The following is a 24,239-nucleotide window of genomic DNA, read 5'->3' as shown; positions in this document are numbered from 1 at the left end:
GAGGGTGTGGGAGAGTAGGTCGCCGCCGGACATCTTCACTGGGAGTGGGAGTGAGCTGGAGACCCCTTGAACAAGGGGGTTTCGCTCCTCCCACTCCCTTTTTTTCGCGCCCGAAAACAACCGGCCCCAGCGCAGATCGGCGCGGCGTGGACGGAGCGGGCAGACCCGGGTGTTCCCGGCAAGGGGTGCGGACGCGTGGGGGCTGCGCCCCCGCAGCGGTTCCGGGCGGCGACGGCATCGGCCGATCCTCATCGCGCCGGCACGCGTCCGTCCGTCTGACGCCGCCGCCGACTGCACGGCGGGCGACCCCGACCCGGGCAGCGTTCCCACGTTCTGCAGTCGCTGTGGCGGCCCCATGTCCCTGACGTCGTGCCGGTTCCGGGAGCCGTCCGCTCGCGTGCGGCGCTGCACGAAACCGCCCTTGTGACCGTCTGCACCTCGAGGAACTGCGTACGATCAAAGGGCCGGTGGAGCTCGTGAGAGCAGTCACGGATGGTGGGCTTACTGCCCGGTCTCCTGGACGGGGTCGCATACGCTGGGTGTTCGATAAGGGCATAGGGCGAGCTAGAAGAGACGGACGATCTACGTGGCTGAGGACAGCAAGAGCGAGGACGACCGCGGGTACGGCAGCAGCCGGGACAGCCAGCGGCGCAGCGACCGCTCGCCCGGCGCCCGGAAACGTCCGCAGGGCGGCTCCGGGGACTGGAACTCGCGCTCTCAGGGGGCGAGCCGGGGAGGCACCTCTCGCAGCTCCCAGAGCGACGGCGCACGGTCCACCGCCCCGAAGCGTGAGGGCCGGCCCCGTGGCGCGGACGAACCGGGCCGCAGGGGCCCCGCCGGCGACCGCAGTCAGGATCGCCGAGACCCGGCACGCCGGGACCAGAACCGCAGCTCCGATGCTCGCCGTGGCTCCGATCGTCGTGATGGCGGTCGCGGCTCCGACCAGCGTCGTGGAAGCGATCGCGGCTCCGGGGGCGTCCGCCCCTACGGTGCGCAGCGCCGCGATGGCCGTGATGGTCCTGGCCGTCCGGCCGGCTCGCGGTACAGCCCCGGTTCCGCCGACCAGCGGGACGGTCGCAGCTCATCCGCAGGGAACCGGCACCCGCGCTCCGGCGAGGGCGATCGTCGTCCGTCGTCACGGCAGGGCGATCGCCCGCGGGATGACCGCCGCACTTCGCGGCCAGGGCAGGAAGCACGCGCGGATCGCCCGTTCGAACCTCGCATCCCCCCGGGCATCACCGGCCGGGAGCTGGACAAGGAGATCCGCGACGAGCTCCGGGGGCTCAGCCGCGAGACCGCCGAGCGCGTCTCCCAGCACATGGTCGCCGCCTACCTGCTCGAGGACAGCGATCCGGAGGCCTCCCAGGCCCACGCCCGCTTCGCAGCCCGCATCGGAGGCCGCATCGGCGGGGTCCGCGAGATGTACGGCATCCTCGCCTACCGCTACGGCGACTACCGTACGGCCGTGCGTGAACTGCGCACATCGCTGCGGATCACCGGCCGCACCGACATCCTTCCGATGATCGCCGACGCCGAGCGTGGGATGGGCCGGCCCGAGCGTGCCTTCGATATCGCGGCGTCGGACGATGCCTCCGAACTCGGAGTTCACGCAGCCATCGAGCTGATGATCGTCGTGGCCGGCGCGTACTCGGACATCGGGGACACCGAGACCGCGCTGCGCACGCTCGAGATCCCCGCGCTGCGCCACAAGGTCGACGGCCGCTGGCAGGTGCGCCTCTGGGTCGCCTACGCCGATCTGCTCGACCGTGCGAACCGTCACGAGGAGGCGAAGCGCTGGCTGACGTTGGCAGCCGACGCCGACACCGAGCACCTCACCGACGCCGCCGAGCGTCTTGGCCGTGCGGTACCCACCCCGGACGCCGATCCCCTGTGGGAGGACGACGAGGAGGTGGCGGTTCTCGACGCCTATGATCCCGACGCCGACGACGGCTCTGATGCCGGCGACGACCGCGCAGAAGCCTCTGACGCCGACGAGAGCGGCATCGACGACTCCGGCGCAGGCGGGAGCGGCACCGACGACTTCGATGCGGATCAGAGCGTCACCGACGACTCCGACGCGGACGCGGACGGGGCACAGGCTGGACCCGTCGAGGCCGTCGAGGCCGTCGAGGCCGACGAGGCCGACGAGCTCGACGGCGACCGCGCGGAGACCGACGGGCTCGACGGCGAGAGAGCGGAGCCCGATGAGCTCGACCGCCCGGAGTCCGACAGTGGCTCGGGCCGCGTGCTGAGTGCGACTCCGAACAGCGGCCCGGAGGCGCGCGCGTGACCCGCATGCCGGACCCGTCGCTGCTGGACCTCTACGACGTGCTGATGTTCGACCTCGATGGCACGTTGATGCACGGCGCGAAACAGATTCCGCACGCCGCCGCAGCTGTGGAACGGGCACGGGAGGGCGGACGCACGCTCGTCTTCGCCACCAACAATGCCTCACGGACGCCGCAGCAGGCCGCCGAGCACCTGGCCGAGGTCGGGATCCCGGCGCGGCCGGAGGAGTTCGTGACCTCCCCGCAGGTGGCATCCCGCCTGCTCGCGGACCGTCTCGACCCCGGCGCGAAGGTCCTCGTCGTCGGGGGAGCCAGCCTCGCCGAGCAGATCCGCGAGGTCGGCCTGGACCCGGTCGAGAAGGACACGGACGATGTCGCCGCAGTGGTGCAGGGGTGGTCACCGGACCTGAGCTGGCCGCTGCTGGCCGAGGGCGCCTACGCGATTCGCCGCGGCGCCTCCTGGATGGCGACCAACGTCGACGCGACCCTGCCCACCGAACGCGGTCTGGCACCCGGCAACGGTGCCATGGTCGCGGCCCTGCGCCATGCCACCGGCGCCGACCCTGATGTGGCGGGCAAGCCCGAACCGGGCATGTTCACCGTCGCCGCCCAGGACCACGAGGCACGTCGGCCGCTGATCGTGGGGGACCGCCTGGACACCGACATCGAGGGCGCCGTGCGCGCCGGCATGGATTCGCTGCTGGTGCTGACGGGCGTCGACGGCATCGAATCGGCTCTGCGGGCCGACCCCGTACGGCGACCCACCTTCATCCTCCCCGACCTCTCCGAGCTCCACGCTCCCTTCCCGCTGCCCGTCGTGGATGGTGATCGGGCCCGCTGCGGCGCCGTCAGCGCGGCCTGGGGCGAGGACGGGGACATCATCCTGCGCGGCGACGCCGAGGACCCGCGAGTGCTGCGGGCCGTCCTGGCCCTGCTCGGCGCGCATCGTGCGGACGCGGCCTGGACCGGGCGCCTCCTGGACCGGCACGGCACCGAGCAGCGCCCCGGCGACCGGTGAGCGGGCAGCGGCTCGACGTCGCCCTCCTCGCAGCCGGTCTCGCCCGGTCCCGCAGTCACGCCCGCCGCATCATCGAGGAGGGCCGTGCCCGCGTCGACGGCCGGGCGGCCACCAAGGCATCCGCCGCCGTCGCCACCGGCGCGGCGCTGGAGGTCGTCGATGTGCCCGACGGCACGGAGTACGCCTCCCGAGCCGCCCACAAGCTGGCCGGCGCGCTGGACGGACTGGGCCTCGATCCCACGGGTGCGCGCTGCCTCGACGCCGGCGCGTCCACGGGAGGCTTCACCGACGTCCTCCTGCGCCGTGGTGCCGCCGAGGTGATCGCGGTCGACATCGGCCACGATCAGCTCGCGGACCACGTGCGCGAGGACCCGCGGGTCATCGTGCGCGATCGCACCAGCGTGCGGGAGCTCACCCCGGCGCTGATCGGGACCGCCGTCGACCTGCTGGTCGCCGATCTCTCCTTCATCTCCCTGCGCACCGTGATCAGCCCGCTGGGCGGGGTCGTCCGCCGCGGCGGAGATCTGCTGGTCATGGTCAAGCCCCAGTTCGAGGTGGGCCGAGAGGCTCTTCCCCGCACCGGCGTGGTCAGCGACCCGGCCGCCCGGGCCGGTGCCGTCCGCGGCGTCGCGGAGGCGGCCGCGGCGGCCGGTCTGGCGCTGCTGGCCGTCGGCCCCAGCGGCCTGCCCGGGCAGGACGGCAACCGCGAGTACTTCCTGCATCTGCAGCCGAGCGGCGTGACCTGCGCCCTCGACGCGGATGCCTATGACATGATCGAGACCGCCGTGCGCGGGAATCAGCCGCGCCATCGCGGCACCCAGCACCCCACCCAGGAGGATTGACCCAGGATGCGACGGTTCCTCCTCTACGTCCACACCGGTCGCCGCGCCGCTCTCGGCGCCATGCTCACCGTGCTCCAGGAGCTCACCGCCCGCGGCGTGCGCGGCATCGTGATCGACGACCAGGTCGAGGAGATCAAGGCGCTGCCGGCCGACGTCGCCCCGGAGGGACTGCTGGACGTCCTCACCGGAGGCGAGGTCGACGTGCTCGATGCCCTCTCGGCCGCCGACCTCGTCGAGCTCGGGATCGTCCTCGGCGGGGACGGGACCATCCTGCGGGCGCTCGAAGTGGTCCGCGACGCCGATGTCCCCGTCCACGGGGTCAACCTCGGCCACGTCGGGTTCCTCGCCGAGAGCGAGGCGGAGGCCCTCGCGACCACCGTCTCCCGCCTCCTGGACGGCGACTACGAGATCGAGAAGCGCTCCACGCTGGACATCACCGTGCTGGACGCCGAGGACCACCCCCTGGCCCAGCACTGGGCCCTGAACGAGGCCTCGCTGGAGAAGGCCGACCGCCAGAAGATGATCTCGGTCGCGGTCGAGATCGACGGCCGCCCCGTGTCCTCCTTCGGCTGCGACGGCGTGCTGCTGTCGACCTCGACCGGTTCGACCGCGTACGCCTTCAGCGCCGGCGGACCGGTGATCTGGCCCGAGGTCGACGCGATGCTGCTGATCCCGCTGGCCGCGCATGCGCTGTTTTCCCGGCCCCTGGTGCTGGGCCGTTCCTCCGAAGCGGCGATCGAGATGACGCTGGACAACCGCGAGGATGCGGTGCTGACCCTGGATGGCCGTCGCACCGTGGACGTCACCGTCGGCGCCCGCGTCGAAGCGCGGCTGTCGGCCCAGTGGGTGCGCCTGGTGCGTCTGAGCGCCACCCCGTTCGCCGACCGGCTCGTCGAGAAGTTCCAGCTGCCGGTGGTCGGCTGGCGCGGACGCGGCCCTCGCACGCGCTGAGGGGGCTGAGGCCGACCATGCTCTCCACCCTGCGGATCCGCCACATCGGCGTGATCGACGACGCCACCCTCGAATTCGGCCCCGGCTTCACCGCGCTCACGGGCGAGACGGGCGCGGGCAAGACCATGATCGTGACGGGGCTGATGATGCTCCTGGGCGGGCGACTGGAACGCGGCCGCCTGCGCGAAGCCAGCACGGTCGACGGGACGCTGGCCCTGGCCGGGCACGACGAGCTGGAGGCCGCTCTGGACGACCTCGGGGCCGAGGAGGAGGACGGCGAGGTGCTGGTGGTGCGCCGCGTCACCCGCGACGGCCGCTCCCGCGCCCAGATCGGCGGGGCCCCGGTACCCATCGGAACCCTCGCCCGGCTCGTCGGCACCGCCGTCACCGTCCATGGCCAGTCCGACCAGCAGCGCCTCCGTGACCCCGACGCCCAGCGCGAGGCGCTGGACCGCTTCGCGCGGGCGGAGATCGAGCCGCTGCTCGAGCGCCACCGCGAGCTCTGGCGGGAGCGTTCGGCACTGACAGAGCGGCTCGCCGAGCTCGACGACCTGCTCAGCGAGCGCGATCGACGCGCCACGGTGCTGCGCGAGACCCTGGAGCGCCTCGAACAGGCCGATCCGCAGCCCGGCGAGGATGCCGCTCTGCGCTCCGAGCTCGAGCGTCTCGGCAACGCCGGCGAACTGCGTGCCGCCGCGAACCAGGCCGCGCTCGCCCTGGTCGCCGACGACGACGCGCCCGCCGCCGGGCCGCTGCTCGACGTCGCCGCCGAGGCACTGGGACGGGCCTCCCGCACCGACGACTCGCTCGCGCCCCTGGTCGAGCGGCTCGAGGCCTCCCGCATCGAGCTGTCCGACATCGCCGCCGAGCTCACTCGCTACGCCGAGGACATCGACGCCTCCCCGGGGCGGCTCGAGGAGGCGAACGAGCGGCTGCACGAACTGACCGTCCTGATCCGCGACCTCGCGCCGGTGCTCTCGGACCCCGACGTTCCGGTCGAGGATGTGACCTCACTGCTGGAGGCCTCCCGCGGCGCGGCGGTCGATCTGGACCGCTACGACGGCGCGGATCAGGAGCGGGCCGCGGCCGCGGAGCAGCTGGAGAGCACCCAGGCGGAGCTCGACGAGGCGGCCGCCGCCCTCACCGCAGCCCGCGTCGCGGCGGCCCGCGAGCTGTCCGACGCGGTCCAGGAGGAGCTGCGCCACCTCGAGATGCACGATGCGGCCATCCGCGTCGATGTCGGCGAGCAGTCGCACCGGATCCACGGCCGCGACGCCGTGGCGATACTGCTGGCGCCCCACCCGGGGGCCGACCATCTTCCCGTCGCCAGGGCAGCCTCCGGCGGCGAGCTCTCCCGCGTGATGCTCGCCCTCGAGGTGGCGCTGTCCGCCTCCCGCAGCGATCGCACCGCCGCCCCGGTCTTCGTCTTCGACGAGATCGATGCCGGCATCGGCGGCCGCGCGGCCCTGGCCGTCGGGCAGCGTCTGGCTCGCCTGGCCCAGCACGCCCAGGTCATCGTCGTCACCCACCTGCCGCAGGTCGCCGCGCACGCCGGCACCCACCTGCAGATCGTGAAATCCTCCGTCGACGGCTCCACCAGCTCCACCGTCGAGACCCTGGACCGCGCCGGCCGGATCGGCGAGCTGGCCCGGATGCTCGCCGGCGACACCTCGGATCTCGCCCTCGCCCACGCCGAGGAACTGCTGGAGGAGGCGGGCACCGTCGCCTCCGGCGCACAGGCCTCCGCCGGGACCCGCCGATGAACGCCGCCGAGGTGACCGGCACCGCCCGGCTCGGAAAACGGACCAAGGACCTCACCAAGCGGCTCCAGGCCGGTGACATCGCGGTCATCGACCACGAGGACATCGACCGCGTCGCCGCCGAGGCGCTCCTGGAACGCCACCCCGCAGCCGTCCTCAACGCCGCCGCGTCCACGTCGGGCCGTTACCCCAACGCCGGGCCGCGCATCCTCGTCGAGGCCGGCATCGTGCTGGTCGACAACCTCGGCCCCGCCGTGTTCGAAGACCTCCGCGAGGGGCGGACGATCACCGTCAGCGGGGGAGCGGTGCTGCTGGGGGAGACCGTGATCGCACGGGGCACCGCGCAGGACGAGCAGACGGTCGCCGCCTCCCTCGAGGTCGCGCGCGACGGGCTGTCCGAACAGCTCGAACTGTTCGCCGAGAACACCATGGAGTACATGCTGCGCGAGCGCGATCTGCTGCTGGATGGGATCGGCGCCCCGGAGGTGCGCACCGAGCTGGCGGGACGACCCGTGCTGATCGTGGTGCGCGGCTACCACTACAAGGAGGACCTGGCGACCCTGCGGCCCTTCCTGCGCGAGAATCGGCCGATCATCATCGGCGTCGACGGCGGCGCCGACGCGGTGCTCGAGGCCGGCTTCCGTCCCGACATGATCATCGGCGACATGGACTCCGTCTCCGACCGGGCTCTGCGCAGCGGAGCCGAACTCGTCGTCCACGCCTACCGCGACGGCCGTGCGCCCGGCTTCGACCGGCTGGAGGAGCTCGGTCTCGGACCCAGAGCGGTCCTCTTCCCCGCGTCCGGCACCAGCGAGGACATCGCGATGCTCCTGGCCGACGAGAAGGGCGCCTCCGTCATCGTCGCTGTCGGCACCCACGGCACCTTGGAGGAGTTCCTCGACAAGGGCCGTGCCGGCATGAGCTCGACCTTCCTGACCCGCCTGCGGATCGGCTCGAAGCTGGTCGACGCCAAGGGCGTCTCGCGACTGTACCGTCAGAGGATCTCGACGTTCCAGCTGGTGCTGCTGGCGCTGGCCGGGCTCGCCGCCCTCGCGGTCGCGCTCTGGGCCACTCCCGGCGGGCAGGCGCTGGTCCAGATCCTCGGCGCCCGGCTCGATGCCATGCTGTCCTGGTTCACCATGCTGTTCTCACCCCGGGCCACCGGGTCGTAGGAGGGTCCCGACCCCGTGATCGATTTTCGCTATCACCTCGTCTCGCTGATCTCCGTGTTCCTGGCGCTCGCCGTCGGGATCGTGCTCGGCGCCGGCCCCCTGCGCGAGAACCTCGGCAATCAGCTGGCCGAGCAGGTCGAGCAGCTGCGCACGGAACAGGACGACCTGCGCACGCAGGCCGACGAGCTCGAGACCGAGAAGGACCAGCTGGCCTCCTTCATCACCGAGCTCGGTCCCGACCTGGTCGACGGCACCCTCACGGGGACCCGGGTGGCCGTGCTCACCGACGACGCCTCCACCCGCGCCGGCATCGACCGCATCACGGCGCTGCTCGAGGATGCCGGTGCCGCCTCCACGGTGCAGATCGATCTTCAGCCCGCACTGTGGGAACCCGATCAGGAGCAGCAGCGCAGTGAGGCCATCGAGCAGATCCGCGACATCGCTCCCAGCGTTCTCGGTGACGGGTCGACCTCCTCCGAGCAGCTCTCGGCGGTGATCGTGGCCCTGTTGAGCCCACCGGCGACCGGAGAGCTCACTCCCGAGCTGCGCGATCAGCTCTGGCAGGTCCTCACGGATCATCAGCTGGTCGCGGTCGACGGCGAGGCGCCGGCCGAGGTGGATGCGGCCCTGTACGCCAGTGCCGCGCCCGAGGAGCTGACCGGCGGGACCGAGGACGACGCGGTCGCCACCGAGCGTGCTCAGAGTCTGCTCTCCTCGCAGACCGCGCTGCTGGGAGCGCTCGCCGGGACGGGCATGCCCGCGGTGGTCTCCGCCGCGACCCCCGGCAACGATGCCACCACCGGCATCCTGCGCACCGTCCGCGGCGACGACGTATACGACAGTATCTCGACCACCGACCGGCTCCAGGAGGCCGACGGGCCGGTGCTGTCGGTCCTCGCCCTGATCGAGCAGGTCCGCGGCGGGGCGGGTGCCTACGGGACGACCGCGGACGCCGAGGATCGGCTCCCTGCCCTGCCCGAGACGCAGGGCGTCGGGGAGGACTCCGGCGGCGGCGAGGGCCCGACACCCTCGGACGGCGGGGGAGCGGAGTGAGCGCGGGCAATCCTGCGGCGCCCCCGGGCCCGCGGCGGCTGCGCAGCGTGCAGACAGCGCTCCGCGAGGAGCTGCGCCGTACCAACTTCGCCGGTCGCACCGTGAGCCTGGCCGAAGGAGTGCTCGTGATCGCCGGGACCAGCGCGCTGGCACTGCGGAGCCGGCGCCGATCCGATGCCGCCGTGCTCGCCGGCATCGGCGCCCTGGGGCTTGCCGACGACCTGCTCGAGCCGCGCCTGCGCCGTGCCGGCCGCACCGTCTCCAAGGGGCTTCGCGGGCACCTCGGCGCATTGCGGGAGGGGCAGCTGACCACCGGAGCCGCCAAGGCGCTCGGCATCCCCGTGCTCGCCATGGCGGGTGCCGCCGCAGCTCCGCGACCACGGTCAGCGGTGATGATCGCGATCGACGGAGCCCTGGTCGCCGGCTGCGCGAACCTCGCCAACCTGCTGGACCTGCGACCTGGCCGCGCCCTGAAGGCCGTGCTGCCCGCGGCCGCGCTGCTGGCGGCCCGTCCCGCACGGGCCGGCACGGAGGGGGAAGCCGGGCGCGCCCTGGCCCTCGCCGCTCTCGTCCCCGGCCTGCTGGTGCTCCCGGCGGACGTCCGCGAGCACGGCATGCTCGGCGACGCCGGGGCGAACGTGCTGGGAGCCGCCGTCGGCACCGCTGCGACGCGGATCCTCCCGGAGCCGGCCAGGGCCGTCCTGCTCGTCGCCGTCGTCGCCCTCACGCTGACCAGCGAGAAGGTCAGCTTCAGCGCCGTCATCGAATCCACCCCGGCTCTGCGTGCCGTGGACAGGCTGGGGCGCCGCAGCGCCATGCCGTCCGCGCCCGCTGCGCCCCGCGGAGCGGACGACGAGCCCGACGCCGAGGAGAAGGCACGATGAGCACGTCGCATCCTGGGCACACGGGCCATCCCGACTCGACTGCCGCGGCGCCCGCTGGCATCGCCGGAGCCGTGCTGCGCGGCGCCGGACTGATCCTGGTGATCACGGTGCTCGCCAGGATCGCCGGGTTCGTGCGCTACCTCGTATTCGGTGCCAGCGTGGGCGCCGGTGACGTCGGCACCGCGTACGCCACCGCCAACATGCTGCCCAACGTGCTGTTCGAGATCATCGCCGGCGGAGCGCTCGCCGCCGTGGTGGTCCCGCTGATCGCCGGCCTCGTCCCCGAGCGGGACTCCGACGATCGTGCTGCCAGCGGCGCCGCCTCCGGGCACAGCATCGACGGGACCGACGCGGTCGACGACGCCCCCGGTGACGGCCCCGCTGACAGGAGCCCGAACGAGGGCCCCGGCAGAGCCGGGATGCCCGTGCCGGTGCCCACCCGCGCCGACGACGACCTCCCGCCCCGGCGGGACCGCCGTGACGGAGCCGCCCGCGCCGACCGGATCGTCTCGGTGCTGCTGACGTGGACGCTGCTGGGAACCGTCGTGCTCGCAGCGATCGTCATCGGATTCGCCGAGCCCCTGGCCCAGCTGCTGCTGGTCAGCGAGGACACCGGCTCCGGAGGCGTCCACCTCGGAGCGACCCTGCTGCGCATCTTCGCGGTCCAGCTCCCGCTGTACGGGATCTCGGTGGTGCTCGGCGCGTACCTCCAGGCCCGCAAGCGATTCCTGTGGCCCGCGATGATGCCGCTGATCTCCTCGCTCGTGGTGATGGGCTCCTACCGCGTCTATGCATGGCTGGTGCCGCCGGTCGCCACCACCACCACGATCGGCGACGGCGCGATCGCGTGGCTGGGATGGGGGACCACGGCCGGGGTCGCCGCGATGGCTGTCCCGGTCGCGATCGCGGCGCTGCGTGCCGGGCTGCGCGTGCGCCCGGCACTGACGATGCCGCCGCGCTACGGGCGCCGTGCCCTCGCACTCGGCGGTGCCGGTCTCGGTGCCGTCGGTGCTCAGCAGGCCGTGCTCGCCATCGTCCTGCTGCTGGCGATGCGCGCCGGCGGCACCGGGACCCTGCCGGTCTTCCAGTACGCTCAGGCGCTGTACCTGCTGCCGTACGCGATCCTCGTGGTGCCGCTGGTCACTGCTGTCTTCCCCCATCTCTCCGAGATGCGGCTGGTCGGCGACACCACCGGGTTCGCCCGGGTCGCCTCCGCCTCGGTGCGCACCGTCATGATCGTCTCCGTGGTCGGTGCTGCGGTCCTGTTCGCCGGGGCCCCTGCGCTCGAGCAGTTCTTCCGCCTGGTGGATCGCTCCGGCGCGGCCGGCGTCGGGTCCACCGCCGCCGCCTTCGCACTGGGGCTGGCCGGCTTCGCCGTCGCGACCCAGTGCACCCGGATCCTGGCGGCCGCGCTGCGCGCCCGTGACGCCCTGCTGGTCGGGTCGGTGGGCTGGGGCATCGCTGCCGTGATGATCCTGATCCTGATCATCCCCAGTCCCACCCGCTCGGCCGCCGAGGCCGCCACCGCCTTCGGCATCACGATCGCCGTGGGCATGGCGCTGTCGGCGCTCGTGGGACTGGGCCGCATCGCCGACGTGATCGAGCCGGGCGGCGACCTTCCCCGAGTGCGCCGCATGGCGGTCCTGGCGCCGGTGGCACTTCTGGCCGGCGGCATCCCCGGGATGCTGATCGCCAAGTGGTTGGTGACCACCGAGACCGGCGAGGTCGGCGCCGTGCTGTCCGGGCTCGCCGCGGGGGTCGTGGCCGCGCTGCTCGCCGGCGCCGTGATGGCCGCTGCTGACCCGCCGCTGGTGCGGGACATGATCTCCCGCATGCGGCGCGGAACCGGAGCCGGGAAGATGACGCCGTGACCGCGACCGTGGTCCTGGTCAGGCCTCGGGCCAGCGGAGGTCTTGCAGCACATGTCGACCAGGAGCTCCAGGAGCTGACCCGGGCGGGCCACGATGTCCGCGAGGCCCGGGCGCGGATCGGAGAACGGCCCCGGCCGCTGGCGGACCTCCGCGCGGTGCGCGCACTGCACCGTTCGTTCAGCACCGCCCCGGTGCCGTCGGCGGTCCACGCCCACGGGCTGCGAGCCGGAGCGCTGAGCGCTCTGGCCATGCCCCGGGGACGCGAGCAGCGCCTGGTGGTCACTCTGCACAACCGCACCGTCGGCTCGCTCCTGGCTCGGGGTGTCGGTGCCGCGCTGCTGCGGGTCCTCGCCCGCCGCGCCGACACGGTTCTGGCTGTGTCCCCCGACCTCGCCGAGGACGCCCGGCGCGCCGGGGCCCGGGACGTCCGCCACGCCGTCATCCCCGCCCCGACGCGAGTCCCCACTGGCGGCACCGCTCCTGGCGGCGCTCGTCCCGGCGACGCCCCTCCTGGTGACTCCCCTCCTGTCGACGCCCCTCCTGGCGGCGCTCCTCCGCTCGACGAGACTGCTGGGTCCGGCGGCGAGCAGGATCCGGCGCCTGCAGAGCCCCTCGACGTGCTGGTGATCGCGCGCCTGGCGGAGCAGAAGGGCCTGCACGACCTGCTCAGCGCTGCCGCCCTGCTCCGCGAGGGATCCCCGGTGCGGATCCGTGTGGCCGGCGACGGACCGCTGGAGAGCGAACTCCGCGACCGGATCCGCGCCGAGCGCCTGCCGGTTCAGCTGCTGGGCAGGCGCGATGACATCCCTGGTCTGCTGGCCGCGACGGACCTCGTCGTCTCCGCCGCCCGGTGGGAGGGCCAGCCGGTCGCTCTGCAGGAAGCGCTGCGGGCCGGCCGCGCGATCGTCGCGACCGACGCCGGCGGCACCCGCTGGGTGACCGGGTCCGCTGCTCGGCTGGTCCCCGTCGGGGACGCGCCCGCCCTGGCGTCCGCGATCGCCGAGCACCGCGACGTGCAGCTGCGAGAACGGGCTGAGCAGGCCTCACGCCGTCGTGCCCGGGAGCTGCCCACCGCAGGTGACATGATCGACCAGCTGGGCGATGTCCTGGCCCTGAACCAGGGCCGATGGTAGGTTGGGGGTCCGTGGCAGAGAGCAACGTGAGCACCCCCCATTCCGGTACCGGCCCGATTCCACGGATCGGCCAGGCCGCCTCGGCCAAGCCGTTCCGGAACCCCGGCACCACCAAACACATCTTCGTGACCGGGGGAGTGGTCTCCAGCCTCGGCAAGGGATTGACCGCCTCCTCCTTGGGGATGCTGCTGCGAAGCCGCGGCCTGCGGGTCACGATGCAGAAGCTGGACCCGTACCTGAACGTGGACCCCGGCACGATGAACCCGTTCCAGCACGGAGAGGTCTTCGTGACCGAGGACGGCGCCGAGACCGATCTGGACATCGGCCACTACGAGCGCTTCCTGGACGAGAACCTCACCGCCGACGCGAACGTCACCACCGGCCAGGTCTACTCCGGCGTCATCGCCAAGGAGCGCCGGGGCGAGTACCTCGGTGACACCGTGCAGGTCATCCCGCACATCACCAACGCCATCAAGGAGTCGATGCGCTCCCAGGCCGGCGATGACGTCGACGTGATCATCACCGAGGTGGGCGGGACCGTCGGCGATATCGAGTCCCAGCCGTTCCTGGAGGCCGCCCGCCAGGTCCGCCAGGACATCGGCCGCGACAGCGTCTTCTTCGTGCATGTCTCGCTGGTGCCCTTCATCGGCCCCTCCCAGGAGCTGAAGACCAAGCCGACCCAGCACTCCGTGGCCGCCCTGCGCTCGATCGGCATCCAGCCCGACGCGATCGTGCTGCGCGCGGACCGTGAGCTGCCGACCTCGGTCAAGGCCAAGATCTCCTCCATGTGCGACGTCGACATCGACGCCGTCGTCACCTGCGCGGACGCGCCGTCGATCTACGAGATCCCGCTGGTGATCCACGGGGAGGGACTGGACGCCTACGCGATCCGCCGCCTCGACCTGCTCAGCCACGACGTGGACTGGACCCAGTGGGAGTCCCTCCTGCAGCGCGTCCAGCACCCGGTCTACGAGGTGACCGTGGCCCTGGTCGGCAAGTACATCGACCTGCCCGACGCGTACCTCTCGGTCACCGAGGCATTGCGCGCCGGCGGCTTCCATCACTCGGCGAAGGTGTCCATCCGCTGGGTCGAGGCCGATCTGTGCGAGACCGAGGACGGCGCCCACCAGCAGCTGCGCGATGTCGACGCGATCGTGGTCCCCGGCGGCTTCGGGATCCGCGGGGTCGACGGCAAGGTCGGTGCGCTGCATTACGCCCGCACCCACTCGATTCCGACCCTGGGCCTCTGCCTGGGCCTGCAGTCGATGGTCATCGAATACGCCCGGCACGAGCTGGGCCTGGCCGGCGCGCACTCCACGGAGTTCGAGCCGGCCTGCGAGCACCCGGTGATCGCGACCATGGCCGAACAGGCCGACATCGTCTCCGGCGCAGGCAACCTCGGCGGCACCATGCGCCTGGGCTCCTACGACCACACGCTGGTCGAGGGGTCCCTCGCCGCCCGCACCTACGGCAGCACGCGGGCGGCCGAGCGCCACCGCCACCGCTACGAGGTCAACAACGCCTACCGTGAACAGCTCGAGGAGGCCGGCCTGGTCGTCTCCGGCGTCTCGGCGGACCGTTCTCTGGTGGAGTACGTGGAGCTGCCCACGGATGTGCATCCGTACTACATCGGCACTCAGGCCCATCCCGAGCTGAAGTCCCGGCCCACCCGCGCCCACCCGCTGTTCGCGGGGCTCATCGGCGCGGCGCTCGACCTGCAGAAGGCCACCCGTCTGCTCGAGGTCGAGCCGGAGCCGGTCACGGACGAATCGAGCGAGGCGGCCGACGAGCCCGCGCCCGCCGCGGGCGACCGGGACTGACCCGATGACCCTGGCCGACGAGCCCGGCTCCCGCCCCGTCTCGGCGCGGGAGCGGGTCCACTCCGGGATGGTGTGGGACATCGTCCGTGACACCGTCGAGTTCGCCCCGGGGGTGCAGTTCCAGCGTGAGTACATGTGGCACACCGGGGCGGTCGCGGTGCTCGCCGTCGACGACCAGGACCGAGTGCTGCTGATCCGGCAGTACCGCCATCCCGTCGGCCACACGCTCTGGGAGATCCCGGCGGGTCTGCTCGATGTGAACGGCGAGGCGCCTCACGTCGGCGCCGCGCGCGAACTGTCCGAGGAGACCGGACACACCGCCGCGCACCTGCAGACGCTGGTGGACCTGCGGCCGAGCCCCGGCGGCAGCGATGAGGTGATCCGGGTCTACCTCGCCACGGGCGTCACCGCGCTGACGGAGGAGGGCGAGTTCGTACGCACCGACGAAGAAGCCGAGATCGAGGTGCGCTGGGTGCCCCTGGCCGAGGCGGTCACGGCCGTGCTGGAGGGACGCCTCACCAACGCGACGACCATCGCCGGTGTCCTCGCACTGCACGCTCAGCGGACCCTCGCCGCCACTGGCGCTCCCGTACCACCGCTGCGAGCGGCCGATGCGCCGTGGATGGAGCGGCCCGGTCGGGACTGAGCCTCCGTGGTCGACCGAGCCTCAGCCGTCGACATACAGGCAGAACAGATGCCCGGCCGGGTCCAGCACCACACGGACATCATCCTGTGGTTGGAACTCGGCCACGGTGGCTCCCAGCTCCCGAGCTGCGGCGACGGCCTGCTCGAGGTCGCGTGCCCCGATGTCGAGGTGGAGCATCATGTGCGGGTCCCCGGGACCTGCGGGCCACATGGGAGGCGCGTAGTGCTCCTCGCTCTGGAACGCGAGGTTCGCCGGGGCGCCGGGGATCTGCATCGTGCACCAGTCCGGCGTGTCCTGATGCAGCGGCCACCCGAGCAGGTCACGGTAGAAGTGCGCGAGAGGCTGCGCCCTCGGGGCGCTGAGCACGACCCCGATCCAGCCGCTCAGGTGCGGGCGGGGAGTTTCGCGGGAAGATTCGTCGTCCATCCCCGTAGCGAACACCCGCCGCGGCCGGACGGCAAGGGTTCCGCTCCCGGCGCCGCGGCCCTGGCCGGCCGGTGCTCACCCGCAGCCGCAGGCCGGCTCGTCCAGGTGCACACTCAGCCCCGACTGTCCGGGCAGCACATGGGGTGCCAGCTCCCACTCCGGCGTGTACTGACCGGTGAACTGCGGCCGGTAGGGGAGCGGGGCCTCCGTGAACAGGCCGTCCAGCCGCGTCCGCAGGCTCCGACGGACAGGCGCGGTGTCCTCGATCCGGTCCGCACTGGGCAGCGCCCACGGACTCAGCACATCCATCCCGGTGTACGCGAAGGTGCCGTGGAGGAGCCCGAACAGCAGCTCGTGCAGCTCCCCGGACTTGCCCCGCGGCCCGATCGCGTGTGGCCGGTCTCCGAGCGTGGTGACCACCAGGGCCCGCTTCTGCCTGAACGGGCCCTGCTCGAATCTCAGCCGCCGCCCGGTCTCGGGATCGGTGCCGAAGGCGAACCCGCTGACGAACACCCGGTCGAACCAGCCCTTCATCAGAGCAGGCATCCCGTACCACCACAGAGGGAACTGGAGCACGATCGCAGCGGCCCGCTCCAGCTTCGCCTGCTCCCGCACGACATCTGCCGGCTGCCTCCCGGTCAGGAGCGCCTGGCGGGTATCCGCGCTGACCCGGAACCGCTCCGGCGGCTCGTCGCAGCCCGCGGTGTCGGCGCCGGGCCGCTCGACACGGCCGCCGTCGCGCGGACGCAGCACGGGATCCCACTCCATGGCGTAGAGGTCGGATTCGATGACGCTGTGTCCGAGCCGGCGCAGATGGGCGATCCCGTCGCGACGCAGCGCGCCGTTCAGCGAACGCGGCTCCGGGTGCGCACTCACCCACAGGACCGTCCGCGTCCCGTCGGTGCCGTCGGCCGCGTCGCCGGGTTCGGAGCGCGCGGGCCGGGTCGGCCGGCCGGCGCGCCCCGGCCCTCGAGGTGCGGCCGAAGCCGCGGTGTCATTCTCGGTGTGATTCGACATGACCCCATGGTCACGCGACGCCTACGATAGGGGAAGTACGGACATTTCTGTCCACTGGTCAGGAGGTGCGCATGCGATTGCCGGTGCAGCGAGCCATGGAGGTGTGCCCCGTCGAGGTGGCGGTGTCCGTCCTCGGTGGCACCTGGAAGCTCACCCTGGTGAAGCACCTCCTGGAGGGCACCAGACGGTTCAACGAGCTCGGGCGGCTGGTCCCGCTCGCGAACACCCGGACGCTCACGCGGCAGCTCCGCGAGCTCGAGGAGGACGGCATCGTGCGGCGCACGGTCTACCGCGAGGTTCCGCCGAAGGTGGAGTACAGCCTGACCGATCTGGGACGGAGCCTCGGGGGCATCGTCGAGCGCATGGACCGATGGGGCGAGCACTTCGCCGAAGACCGCGCACAGATGACCGCTCGCGACGAGCCGGCGCACGCGCCCGCCCGCGACGAGGCGCGGTGACCCGCGACTGTCAGGCCCTGACGAGCCCGGCGATGAGTCAGTCCTCCGCCGGCTCCGGGGCCGGGCTCTGCTCGCTCTGCTCGGTCAGCGCCCGGTGGATCACGGGCGCTGCCTGGTGCGCCTGCCACGGGCGGGCTCCCAGCGCGACCAGCTCCTCCTCCAGCACCGTCTCCTCGGGAACCGACTCGTGCTCCCACACCCAGTGGCGCAGCAGCGAGGGCTGGACGAGGTTCTCCGCCGGCAGCTCGAGATCCTCGGCGCGCTCACCGATGGCGGTGCGGACGACCTGATAGCGCTCCCAGACCTCCGGGTACTTCTTGGCCCAGAGCTTGTGCGGCGGCGGGTAGGAGCGCTCCGAGCGCTCGGGAAGGTGCGAGGCGGGCAGCTCGATCCCGGAGCGAGCCGCCTTCCACCAGATGTCCTTCCCGCGCAGCTTCGCAGGCAGAGCACGCTCGAAGGCCTCGCGGCCGCGGGTCGCCTCCTTGGCGGCGGCGACGATGTCACGGTCCTTGATCACGCGATGCGGTGAGAGATCCTCGCTGCGCGCGATCTCGTCGCGCCGCAGCCACATCTCGCGGGCCGCAGCCAGCTGTCGTGCCGAACGCAGCGATCCCAGTCCATGCATGCCGCGCCAGCTCGCCGAACGGGGCGGTCCCAGCTCTCGAGTGCGCTCGTACTCGAACTCCTGACGCGCCCAGTCCTCCTTGCCCGCATCCCGGAGCCGCTGCTCCAGCACGTCGCGCACCTCGACCAGCACCTCGACGTCGAGCGCGGCATAGGTCAGCCAGCCCGGAGGGAGCGGTCGCTTCGACCAGTCGGCGGCGGAGTGCTCCTTCGCCAGGCGCAGCCCCAGAGTGTCCTCCACGACGGCGCCCAGGCCCACCCGCTCCATACCGAGCAGACGGGCGGCCAGCTCGGTGTCGAACAGGCTGCCGGGCTTCATGCCCAACTCGGCCAGGCTCGGCAGGTCCTGGTCAGCGGCGTGGAGCACCCATTCACGGGAGGCCAGCAGGTCCAGCAGCGTCGAGGGCATGGTGAAGGCGAGCGGATCGATCAGCAGGGTGCCGGCAGCCTCGGTGCGCAGCTGCACCAGATAGGCGCGCGGGCTGTAGCGGTAGCTGGAGGCCCGCTCGGCATCGACGGCGACGGGCTCGTCGGGTTCCGTGGACGCGGCCTCGCACCATGCCAGCACCGGCTGGATCCGATCGATCATCGGCACGAAACCGTCGCGGGGCGCCGTCAGATCAGTGGTGGTGGGTGCATCGGTCACCGAGCGTCACCGGCTTCCTCGGGGCGCGGTGCCCTCGCGAGGTGGGTGGGAGCGATGGGGGCGACCCGCGGCGGCGCCGGGGGCAGCCCGCCTGCGGCGGCCAGCATCGCCGTCCAGGCCGCGAAGTGCGGTGCGAGGTCGGGGGTCGTGGCCTCGGCCGACGAGCCGCCGAGGGCGAGCGGCGGCGTCTCCGGCCCGGCCGCGGAGGCGCTCGTCGTCTCCGATGCCTCCGGGGTCCATGACACGCGCATCTCGACGTCCACGGTGGAAGGCCGTGAGGCGAGCGCCCCGTAGGACTGGGAGACCACCCGCGTGGCGGTGCAGCCCAGTTCGCGCGCGTCGGCACCGTGCAGCTCGAGGGATTCGGTGACCCATGACCATGCGACGTCCCCGAGCATCGACTCGACGGCGAACTCCGGCTCCAGCTGCGCCTGGACCAGTGCCACCACGCGGTAGGTGCCGTCCCACGCCTCCTGCCCTGCAGGGTCGTGGAGGATGACCAGACGGCCGGAGGCGAGCTCCTCGTCGTGCACGAGCACCTCGCCCGTGCAGGCCCAGGTCGACGGCGCCATCTTCGAGGGCGCCGGGATGTCGCGCCATGTGAACTCGGGGCGGACCGGAGCGCTGGTCATGGCGTCGATGGCGGCACGGAAGGTGTCGTCGCCGGAGCGGAATCGATGGACGGACACACCGTGAGACTATCCGCGCGGGCGCCCGCCCCGGAACAGGCGCGCCGCGACCTCCTGCGGCAGGGCCCGCTCTCCTCGCCGGTTCCCCGACCCGTGAGTAGCCCGGGGCCGGGCCGGCCGCCGCCCCGCGGCGGGAGCCGCCGCGGGGCGGTGCGGTCAGCGTGCGGAGGCGTCCCCGGCGGGGGCGTCGTCGCTGTGGACCAGGCTGATCGAGTTGATGCAGTAGCGCTGGTCCGTGGGGGTGTCGAAGCCCTCGCCCTCGAAGACGTGCCCGAGGTGTGAACCGCAGTTCGCACAGCGCACCTCGATGCGGCGCATACCCATCGAGGTGTCCTCGAGCAGCTCGACCGAGTCGGAGTCCGTCGGCGCGTAGAAGGCCGGCCACCCGCAGTGGGCATCGAACTGGGTCTCCGCCGTGAACAGCTCCGCGCCGCAGGCCTTGCAGGCGTAGGTCCCGGCGGGCCGGACCTCCTCGTACTCGCCGGTGCCGGGACGCTCCGTGCCGCCCTGGCGCAGGACCTGGTACTCCTCGGGGGAGAGGCGCCGGCGCCATTCCTCCTCGCTGATCGCGATCGGGTAGGGACGCGTGCCGATGGGGTCGGTGGTCATGGGGGAGCCCTCCGATCTGCGGCGCTGCGGGCGTCGCTCTCGCCGATGGATCGAGCGCGCGCCTCGCCCAGGGACGGACACGGCGCTCACAGCTGCAATTCTAGCTCGCCGATAGGATGATCGGCATGACGCGAGAGTTCTTCCGGTGCCGGCCCGAGACAGGTCCCCTCGCGTGGACCCGCGCCCTGCGACCCCGTTCCGACCAGGGAAGATGGGCGGAAGCTGCCGTCGTGGGGGCGGTGGGAGCGGCGTCGATGTTCACACTCAGCGCAGGACTGCTGACCCTCGGGGCCCGCGTGATGGCGCGCCTGCCGCTGGTGCCGCAGCAGGGCCTGCGCCAACGCTCCGACCTTCCTGTGCGAGCGGTCCATCCCGACCGTGTCCATCTCGACGCGACCAAGGAAGCCGCGAGAGCCGGGTACCTCGCGCTGAGGCAGTCCGGTGGCGCGGTCCACGTGCGGCTGGGCCCGGTGGACGGCCGTCCCACCCCGACCACGGTGTCCCGTCCGCTGCTGGCCTCCGACACGGCCGAGCAGCTGACGGTCGAGAAGGCCGGCGTCAACGGTTTCTTCTGGGCGGGGTCCCCGCAGACCGCGCACGGGCTGGAGACCGAGGAGGTCGAGGTCGACTCGCCCGTCGGCCACATGCCCGCGTGGCTGGTGCGGCCCGATGCGGCGCAGGGAGCGGCCCCCGGCCGCGAGGACACGTGGGCCATCCTCATCCACGGCCACGGCTCCACCCGGGGCGAGGCGCTGCGGGTGATCCCTCTGCTGCACCGGCTGGGACTGACCAGCCTGGCGATCACCTACCGCAACGACACCGGCGCCCCGGCGTCCGCGGACAGCATGCACCACCTCGGGGTCGCCGAGTGGGAGGACACCGAGGCCGCGATCGAGTTCGCGCTGGCCCGGGGAGCCCGCCGCGTCGTCCTGGTCGGTTGGTCGATGGGCGGGAGCATCGCCCTGCGCACCTCGGTACGGTCGGCCCATCGTGATCTCATCGCTGCGGTGGTGCTCGACTCGCCGGCGGTGGACTGGCGGGACATCCTCATCTATCACGCCACGGCGCTGAAGGCGCCGCGGCAGATGCGGCGCCTGGCGATGTGGATGATGACCTCCCGCGTCGGAGCTCGGATGGTGCGGCTGCACGAGCCGCTCGCCCTGCACGAGATGACCCCGGAGTTCTACGCCGCCCACCTCACCCATCCCACTCTCCTGTTCCACGCGCTGGATGACTCGACCGTCCCTCCCGGTCCCAGTCGGAGACTGGCGGCGCTGCGTGGCGACCTGGTGGAGTTCGTGCCCTTCGAGGGCGCCTCGCACACGCGCGAATGGAACCGGGATCCTGCCCGGTTCGAGTGGCTGCTGGCTGATCATCTGGTGCGCGTCCTCGACCTCGATGAGGACGTCAGCTCGTGGCAGCTGCCGGTGCGCGACCCCGCCGCCGCCCCGCTCGCCGAATCCATCGGACTGCGTCTGTGAGTTCACGCGCTCGTGGTCCGGTCCGGTCCGGTGGCGGAACATACACTGGCCGACGTGACTGATGCGCTCTGCGACCGCCGGCCGGAACCTACCCTCGAGCGTCTGCTCGCGGATCTGGTCCCGCCGCCGAGGTTCTCCGGGGCGCGGCTGGAGAACTATGTGCCTGATCCCGCGTTTCCCTCGCAGGAGCAGGCCAAGCACAGCATCTCCGAGTTCGCCGCCCAGCTGGGCAGGCCGCGGGGCGGTTTCCTGGCGCGGCTGCGGCGCCGCCCGGAGCCCGCGCGCGGGCTGTATCTCGACGGTGGTTTCGGCGTGGGCAAGACCCACCTGCTGACCTCCCTCTTCCACGCCGTCGAGGGCGAGCGCGTCTACGGGACGTTCGTCGAGTACACCGACCTGGTGGGCGCGCTCGGCTTCCAGAAGGCCGTGGACCTGCTGGGGCAGTCGGTGCTGGTGTGCATCGACGAGTTCGAGCTCGACGACCCGGGTGACACGCTGTTGATGACCCGGCTCATCCGTGAGCTGTCCGACCGGGGAGTCGCGGTGGCGGCGACCTCCAACACGCTGCCCGACGCACTCGGTGAGGGTCGGTTCGCGGCGCAGGACTTCCTGCGCGAGATCCAGGCGATGGCCGAGCGCTTCGAAGTGATCCGCATCGACGGCGAGGACTACCGCCACCGCGACGGTGTGACCGAGGTCGTCGCACTGCCCGAGGACCAGGTGCGCGACCATGCCGCGGGCCTGGCCGACGCCACCTTGGATTCCTTCGACGACCTGCTGCGCCACCTCACGCGGCTGCATCCCTCCCGGTACGGGGCCATGCTCGACGGCGTCGCGGCCGTCCATCTGACCGGGATGCATGAGCTCTCCCACCACCACGACGCGCTGCGCTTCGTCGTCCTCGTCGACCGGCTCTACGACCGTGAGGTGCCCACCCTGGTCTCGGCCGCCGCCTTGCCGCCACGCACGGACACGGCCCGGGAGACGGACGCGGCAGGGAACGGGCCGTCCTCGCCGGCGACCACCGGGGACCGCCCCGCGGAGCCCACCGTGATCACCGAGCTGTTCGCGCCCGACCTGCTGCGCAGCGGATACCGCAAGAAGTACCTCCGGGCGCTGTCGCGGCTCGCCTCGCTCACGCACGACGGCAATGCCCTCGCCGCCGGGACATCGGGTCCCCGGACCGCGGAGCGCACTGCGTGAACGGCCCGGCCGAGCGAGCTTCCGCCACGGCCTCCGCAGCTCGCGGATCCCGCTCGGAGCAGGCCCGTCGGGCCCTCGCCGCGCGGATCATGGACGGCACGCTCGCTCCGGGCACCCCGCTGCGAATCGGCGTGCTCTCCCACGAACTGGGCATGAGCGCGACACCGGTGCGGGAGGCGCTGAACCTGCTGACCGGTGAGAAGCTCGTCGACTATCTGCCCATGCGTGGCTTCGTGGTCACCATGCCGCCCGATGACGATCAGGTGCGCTGGATGGGGGAGGCGCGGCTGCTGCTGGAGCCGGAGCTCGCAGCGCTCGCCGCCGCGCGCGCCACGGCGAGCCAGCGCGAGGACCTGGCCGCGACCCTCGAGCGCACCCGGTCCGCCGGTGTCGGGGTCCGCTTCAGCGAGTACGAGGGGTACCTGCAGCATTCCAGCGCCTTCCACGCGGAGATCGCGGGCGCCGCGCGCAACCCGTATCTCGCGGCCGCGCTCGAGGCGATCCCCGTGCACACGCTGCGGTTCCGCCGTTTCGGCGACGCCGGTGTCGACGACGCCGAGGTCTCGCTCGCCGAGCATCGCGAGGTGCTCGAGGCGGTGCAGCGCGGCGACGAGGACGCCGCGCGGGCGGCGATGAGCGCCCACGTCCGCGGAGTCACCGACCGGTCACTGGGCAGTGCCGGCTCGCCATGAGGCGGCTCAGCTCTCGGGATCCAGATAGAGCTCCTGTATCGCCGCGTGGTCCTCGTCGCCGTGCCCCTGCTCGACCGCCTCGGTGAACTGCTCGAGCAGTACGGGCAGGAGTCGCGCCGGCAGCGCCGCACGGTCCGCCGCCGCGGTCGCATACCGCAGATCCTTGACCTGGTTGATGGTCGAGCCACCTGACGAGTACTCGCGGGACAGCAGCTTCTGCTTCTTCTGACTGAGCACCTCACTGCGGGCCAGGCCGCTGCCGAGCAGCTCCACCACCTGCTCGGCATCGAGGCCGGAGCGCCGGGCCAGGGCGAGCGCCTCTCCGAGGGCGGCGAGGGTCCCGCCGACGACGATCTGATTGCACAGCTTCGCCACCGCCCCGCTGCCGAGCGGGCCCAGGTGCTCCACGGCGCCGCCGATGATCTCCAGGACGGGCCGCACTGCGGTGACGTCCGCCTCCGCCCCGCCGATCATGATCGACAGGGTGCCGGCGTCCGCCCCGGCGATCCCGCCGGACATCGGGGCATCGACCACGGAGATCCCGTCGGCTGCCAGCTCGTCGGCGAGAGACCTCACGGTGTCGGGGCCGGTGGTCGACATGATCACCAAGCGCGCACCGGCCGCGCCCCATGCTGCCCGGGTCTCCGCGTCCAGGCGCTCCCGCAGCTGGGCCACGTCGGGCAGCACCGAGAGGATCACGGGGGCCGCGGCGTGCGCGAGGGTCTCGGCGCGTCGTGCGCCGGCGGCGACGAGGTCGTCAGCCCGGGCGGGCGTGCGGTTCCACACCACCACGGAGTCCGGGGCGGCGGCGACCAGGGTGGCGGCGATGGGATGGCCCATCGGCCCCAGGCCGAGGACTGCGGTCCGGGGATGGTCCATGGTGGCTCCTTCACAGGTGCTGGGCCGGGGCATAGACTCCAGATCATATTTTATTCGGCAGTCCGCCGTCCCCGATC

General features: G+C 72.4%; 22 protein-coding genes. 16 read left to right on the top strand and 6 right to left on the bottom strand.

Features of this window, described 5'->3' with window-relative positions; translation table 11 throughout:
- Positions 1-1,318: 1,318 nt before the first annotated feature.
- The 12 genes from ACFQRJ_RS15560 to ACFQRJ_RS15505 are packed head-to-tail and all read left to right on the top strand — an operon-like array spanning position 1,319 to position 15,438.
- Entirely contained in the window at positions 1,319-2,290 is a 972-nt protein-coding gene (locus tag ACFQRJ_RS15560; protein ID WP_377020125.1) for a hypothetical protein, read from the top strand.
- A 5-nt stretch (positions 2,291-2,295) separates the two neighbouring features.
- Positions 2,296-3,306, top strand: a complete 1,011-nt coding sequence (locus ACFQRJ_RS15555; protein ID WP_377020129.1) for an HAD-IIA family hydrolase — start codon at positions 2,296-2,298, stop codon at positions 3,304-3,306.
- Positions 3,303-4,148: a TlyA family RNA methyltransferase gene (locus ACFQRJ_RS15550; RefSeq protein ID WP_377020124.1), complete on the top strand. Its 846-nt coding sequence runs from the start codon at positions 3,303-3,305 to the stop codon at positions 4,146-4,148. Before ACFQRJ_RS15555 ends, ACFQRJ_RS15550 begins: the two co-directional genes overlap by 4 nt.
- A 6-nt stretch (positions 4,149-4,154) precedes the next feature.
- A complete protein-coding gene (locus ACFQRJ_RS15545; protein ID WP_377020123.1) occupies positions 4,155-5,099 on the top strand; it encodes an NAD kinase in 945 nt (314 codons plus the stop codon).
- 17 nt (positions 5,100-5,116) lie between these two features.
- The gene (recN, locus tag ACFQRJ_RS15540; protein ID WP_377020122.1) at positions 5,117-6,862 is read left to right on the top strand and encodes a DNA repair protein RecN; all 1,746 of its coding nucleotides are present in this window, start codon (positions 5,117-5,119) and stop codon (positions 6,860-6,862) included.
- A complete protein-coding gene (steA, locus tag ACFQRJ_RS15535) occupies positions 6,859-8,031 on the top strand; it encodes a putative cytokinetic ring protein SteA (RefSeq protein ID WP_377020121.1) in 1,173 nt (390 codons plus the stop codon). Before recN ends, steA begins: the two co-directional genes overlap by 4 nt.
- Positions 8,032-8,046: 15 nt before the next feature.
- On the top strand, positions 8,047-9,084 hold the full coding sequence (locus ACFQRJ_RS15530) for a copper transporter (protein WP_377020120.1): 1,038 nt from the start codon (positions 8,047-8,049) through the stop codon (positions 9,082-9,084).
- Between the two features lie 47 nt (positions 9,085-9,131).
- Positions 9,132-9,968: a hypothetical protein gene (locus ACFQRJ_RS15525; protein WP_377020119.1), complete on the top strand. Its 837-nt coding sequence runs from the start codon at positions 9,132-9,134 to the stop codon at positions 9,966-9,968.
- Positions 9,965-11,839: a murein biosynthesis integral membrane protein MurJ gene (gene murJ, locus ACFQRJ_RS15520; RefSeq protein WP_377020118.1), complete on the top strand. Its 1,875-nt coding sequence runs from the start codon at positions 9,965-9,967 to the stop codon at positions 11,837-11,839. Before ACFQRJ_RS15525 ends, murJ begins: the two co-directional genes overlap by 4 nt.
- Entirely contained in the window at positions 11,836-12,972 is a 1,137-nt protein-coding gene (locus tag ACFQRJ_RS15515; RefSeq protein ID WP_377020117.1) for a glycosyltransferase, read from the top strand. Before murJ ends, ACFQRJ_RS15515 begins: the two co-directional genes overlap by 4 nt.
- Positions 12,966-14,792: a CTP synthase gene (locus ACFQRJ_RS15510; protein WP_377020116.1), complete on the top strand. Its 1,827-nt coding sequence runs from the start codon at positions 12,966-12,968 to the stop codon at positions 14,790-14,792. Before ACFQRJ_RS15515 ends, ACFQRJ_RS15510 begins: the two co-directional genes overlap by 7 nt.
- A gap of 4 nt (positions 14,793-14,796) precedes the next feature.
- Complete coding sequence (locus tag ACFQRJ_RS15505; protein WP_377020115.1) at positions 14,797-15,438, top strand: NUDIX domain-containing protein; 642 nt, start codon at positions 14,797-14,799, stop codon at positions 15,436-15,438.
- Between the two features lie 21 nt (positions 15,439-15,459).
- Here the strand turns inward: ACFQRJ_RS15505 and ACFQRJ_RS15500 are convergent, their stop codons facing one another.
- A complete protein-coding gene (locus tag ACFQRJ_RS15500) occupies positions 15,460-15,864 on the bottom strand; it encodes a VOC family protein (protein ID WP_377020114.1) in 405 nt (134 codons plus the stop codon).
- A gap of 75 nt (positions 15,865-15,939) precedes the next feature.
- Positions 15,940-16,881, bottom strand: a complete 942-nt coding sequence (locus ACFQRJ_RS15495; RefSeq protein ID WP_377020113.1) for an NAD(P)H-dependent oxidoreductase — start codon at positions 16,879-16,881, stop codon at positions 15,940-15,942.
- 71 nt (positions 16,882-16,952) lie between these two features.
- Here ACFQRJ_RS15495 and ACFQRJ_RS15490 point away from each other — a divergent pair, with 71 nt between their 5' ends.
- Entirely contained in the window at positions 16,953-17,339 is a 387-nt protein-coding gene (locus ACFQRJ_RS15490) for a winged helix-turn-helix transcriptional regulator (RefSeq protein ID WP_377020112.1), read from the top strand.
- Positions 17,340-17,376: 37 nt separating this feature from the next.
- On the opposite strand, the gene ACFQRJ_RS15485 is transcribed toward ACFQRJ_RS15490, so the two are convergent.
- The 3 genes from ACFQRJ_RS15485 to msrB all read right to left on the bottom strand — a co-directional run bounded on the left by ACFQRJ_RS15485 (position 17,377) and on the right by msrB (position 19,907).
- On the bottom strand, positions 17,377-18,609 hold the full coding sequence (locus tag ACFQRJ_RS15485; protein WP_377020111.1) for a ribonuclease D: 1,233 nt from the start codon (positions 18,607-18,609) through the stop codon (positions 17,377-17,379).
- Positions 18,606-19,298: a DUF3000 domain-containing protein gene (locus ACFQRJ_RS15480; protein WP_377020110.1), complete on the bottom strand. Its 693-nt coding sequence runs from the start codon at positions 19,296-19,298 to the stop codon at positions 18,606-18,608. Before ACFQRJ_RS15480 ends, ACFQRJ_RS15485 begins: the two co-directional genes overlap by 4 nt.
- A gap of 156 nt (positions 19,299-19,454) precedes the next feature.
- Complete coding sequence (msrB, locus tag ACFQRJ_RS15475) at positions 19,455-19,907, bottom strand: peptide-methionine (R)-S-oxide reductase MsrB (RefSeq protein WP_377020109.1); 453 nt, start codon at positions 19,905-19,907, stop codon at positions 19,455-19,457.
- A gap of 254 nt (positions 19,908-20,161) precedes the next feature.
- Here msrB and ACFQRJ_RS15470 point away from each other — a divergent pair, with 254 nt between their 5' ends.
- Genes ACFQRJ_RS15470 through ACFQRJ_RS15460 form a run of 3 tightly spaced genes read left to right on the top strand, consistent with a single transcriptional unit; the run spans position 20,162 to position 23,283 of the window.
- Positions 20,162-21,388 carry an alpha/beta hydrolase family protein gene (locus ACFQRJ_RS15470; protein WP_377020108.1) on the top strand — a complete coding sequence of 409 codons (1,227 nt, stop codon included), beginning with the start codon at positions 20,162-20,164 and terminating at the stop codon, positions 21,386-21,388.
- Positions 21,389-21,442: 54 nt separating this feature from the next.
- Entirely contained in the window at positions 21,443-22,591 is a 1,149-nt protein-coding gene (gene zapE, locus ACFQRJ_RS15465; protein ID WP_377020107.1) for a cell division protein ZapE, read from the top strand.
- Positions 22,588-23,283, top strand: a complete 696-nt coding sequence (locus ACFQRJ_RS15460) for a GntR family transcriptional regulator (RefSeq protein ID WP_377020106.1) — start codon at positions 22,588-22,590, stop codon at positions 23,281-23,283. The genes zapE and ACFQRJ_RS15460 overlap by 4 nt, the downstream gene beginning before the upstream one ends.
- Positions 23,284-23,289: 6 nt before the next feature.
- Here ACFQRJ_RS15460 and ACFQRJ_RS15455 read toward each other — a convergent pair whose 3' ends face one another.
- Positions 23,290-24,162, bottom strand: a complete 873-nt coding sequence (locus ACFQRJ_RS15455; protein WP_377020105.1) for an NAD(P)-dependent oxidoreductase — start codon at positions 24,160-24,162, stop codon at positions 23,290-23,292.
- Positions 24,163-24,239 lie beyond the last annotated feature (77 nt).

It is taken from the genome of Brachybacterium sp. GCM10030252 (genome assembly GCF_042666535.1).
In the GTDB taxonomy this organism is placed as follows: domain Bacteria; phylum Actinomycetota; class Actinomycetes; order Actinomycetales; family Dermabacteraceae; genus Brachybacterium.
This window is presented reverse-complemented; position numbering and strand designations above follow the sequence as displayed.

Bases quoted from the DNA above. Each gene is read 5' to 3' on its own strand.
- ACFQRJ_RS15560 (WP_377020125.1), top strand. From the start codon at position 1,319: ATGGTCGCCGCCTACCTGCTCGAGGACAGCGATCCGGAGGCCTCCCAG.
- ACFQRJ_RS15555 (WP_377020129.1), top strand. From the start codon at position 2,296: ATGCCGGACCCGTCGCTGCTGGACCTCTACGACGTGCTGATGTTCGAC.
- ACFQRJ_RS15545 (WP_377020123.1), top strand. From the start codon at position 4,155: ATGCGACGGTTCCTCCTCTACGTCCACACCGGTCGCCGCGCCGCTCTC.
- recN (WP_377020122.1), top strand. From the start codon at position 5,117: ATGCTCTCCACCCTGCGGATCCGCCACATCGGCGTGATCGACGACGCC.
- steA (WP_377020121.1), top strand. From the start codon at position 6,859: ATGAACGCCGCCGAGGTGACCGGCACCGCCCGGCTCGGAAAACGGACC.
- murJ (WP_377020118.1), top strand. From the start codon at position 9,965: ATGAGCACGTCGCATCCTGGGCACACGGGCCATCCCGACTCGACTGCC.
- ACFQRJ_RS15510 (WP_377020116.1), top strand. From the start codon at position 12,966: ATGGTAGGTTGGGGGTCCGTGGCAGAGAGCAACGTGAGCACCCCCCAT.
- ACFQRJ_RS15505 (WP_377020115.1), top strand. From the start codon at position 14,797: ATGACCCTGGCCGACGAGCCCGGCTCCCGCCCCGTCTCGGCGCGGGAG.
- ACFQRJ_RS15500 (WP_377020114.1), bottom strand. From the start codon at position 15,864: ATGGACGACGAATCTTCCCGCGAAACTCCCCGCCCGCACCTGAGCGGC.
- ACFQRJ_RS15495 (WP_377020113.1), bottom strand. From the start codon at position 16,881: ATGTCGAATCACACCGAGAATGACACCGCGGCTTCGGCCGCACCTCGA.
- ACFQRJ_RS15490 (WP_377020112.1), top strand. From the start codon at position 16,953: ATGCGATTGCCGGTGCAGCGAGCCATGGAGGTGTGCCCCGTCGAGGTG.
- msrB (WP_377020109.1), bottom strand. From the start codon at position 19,907: ATGACCACCGACCCCATCGGCACGCGTCCCTACCCGATCGCGATCAGC.
- ACFQRJ_RS15470 (WP_377020108.1), top strand. From the start codon at position 20,162: ATGTTCACACTCAGCGCAGGACTGCTGACCCTCGGGGCCCGCGTGATG.
- ACFQRJ_RS15455 (WP_377020105.1), bottom strand. From the start codon at position 24,162: ATGGACCATCCCCGGACCGCAGTCCTCGGCCTGGGGCCGATGGGCCAT.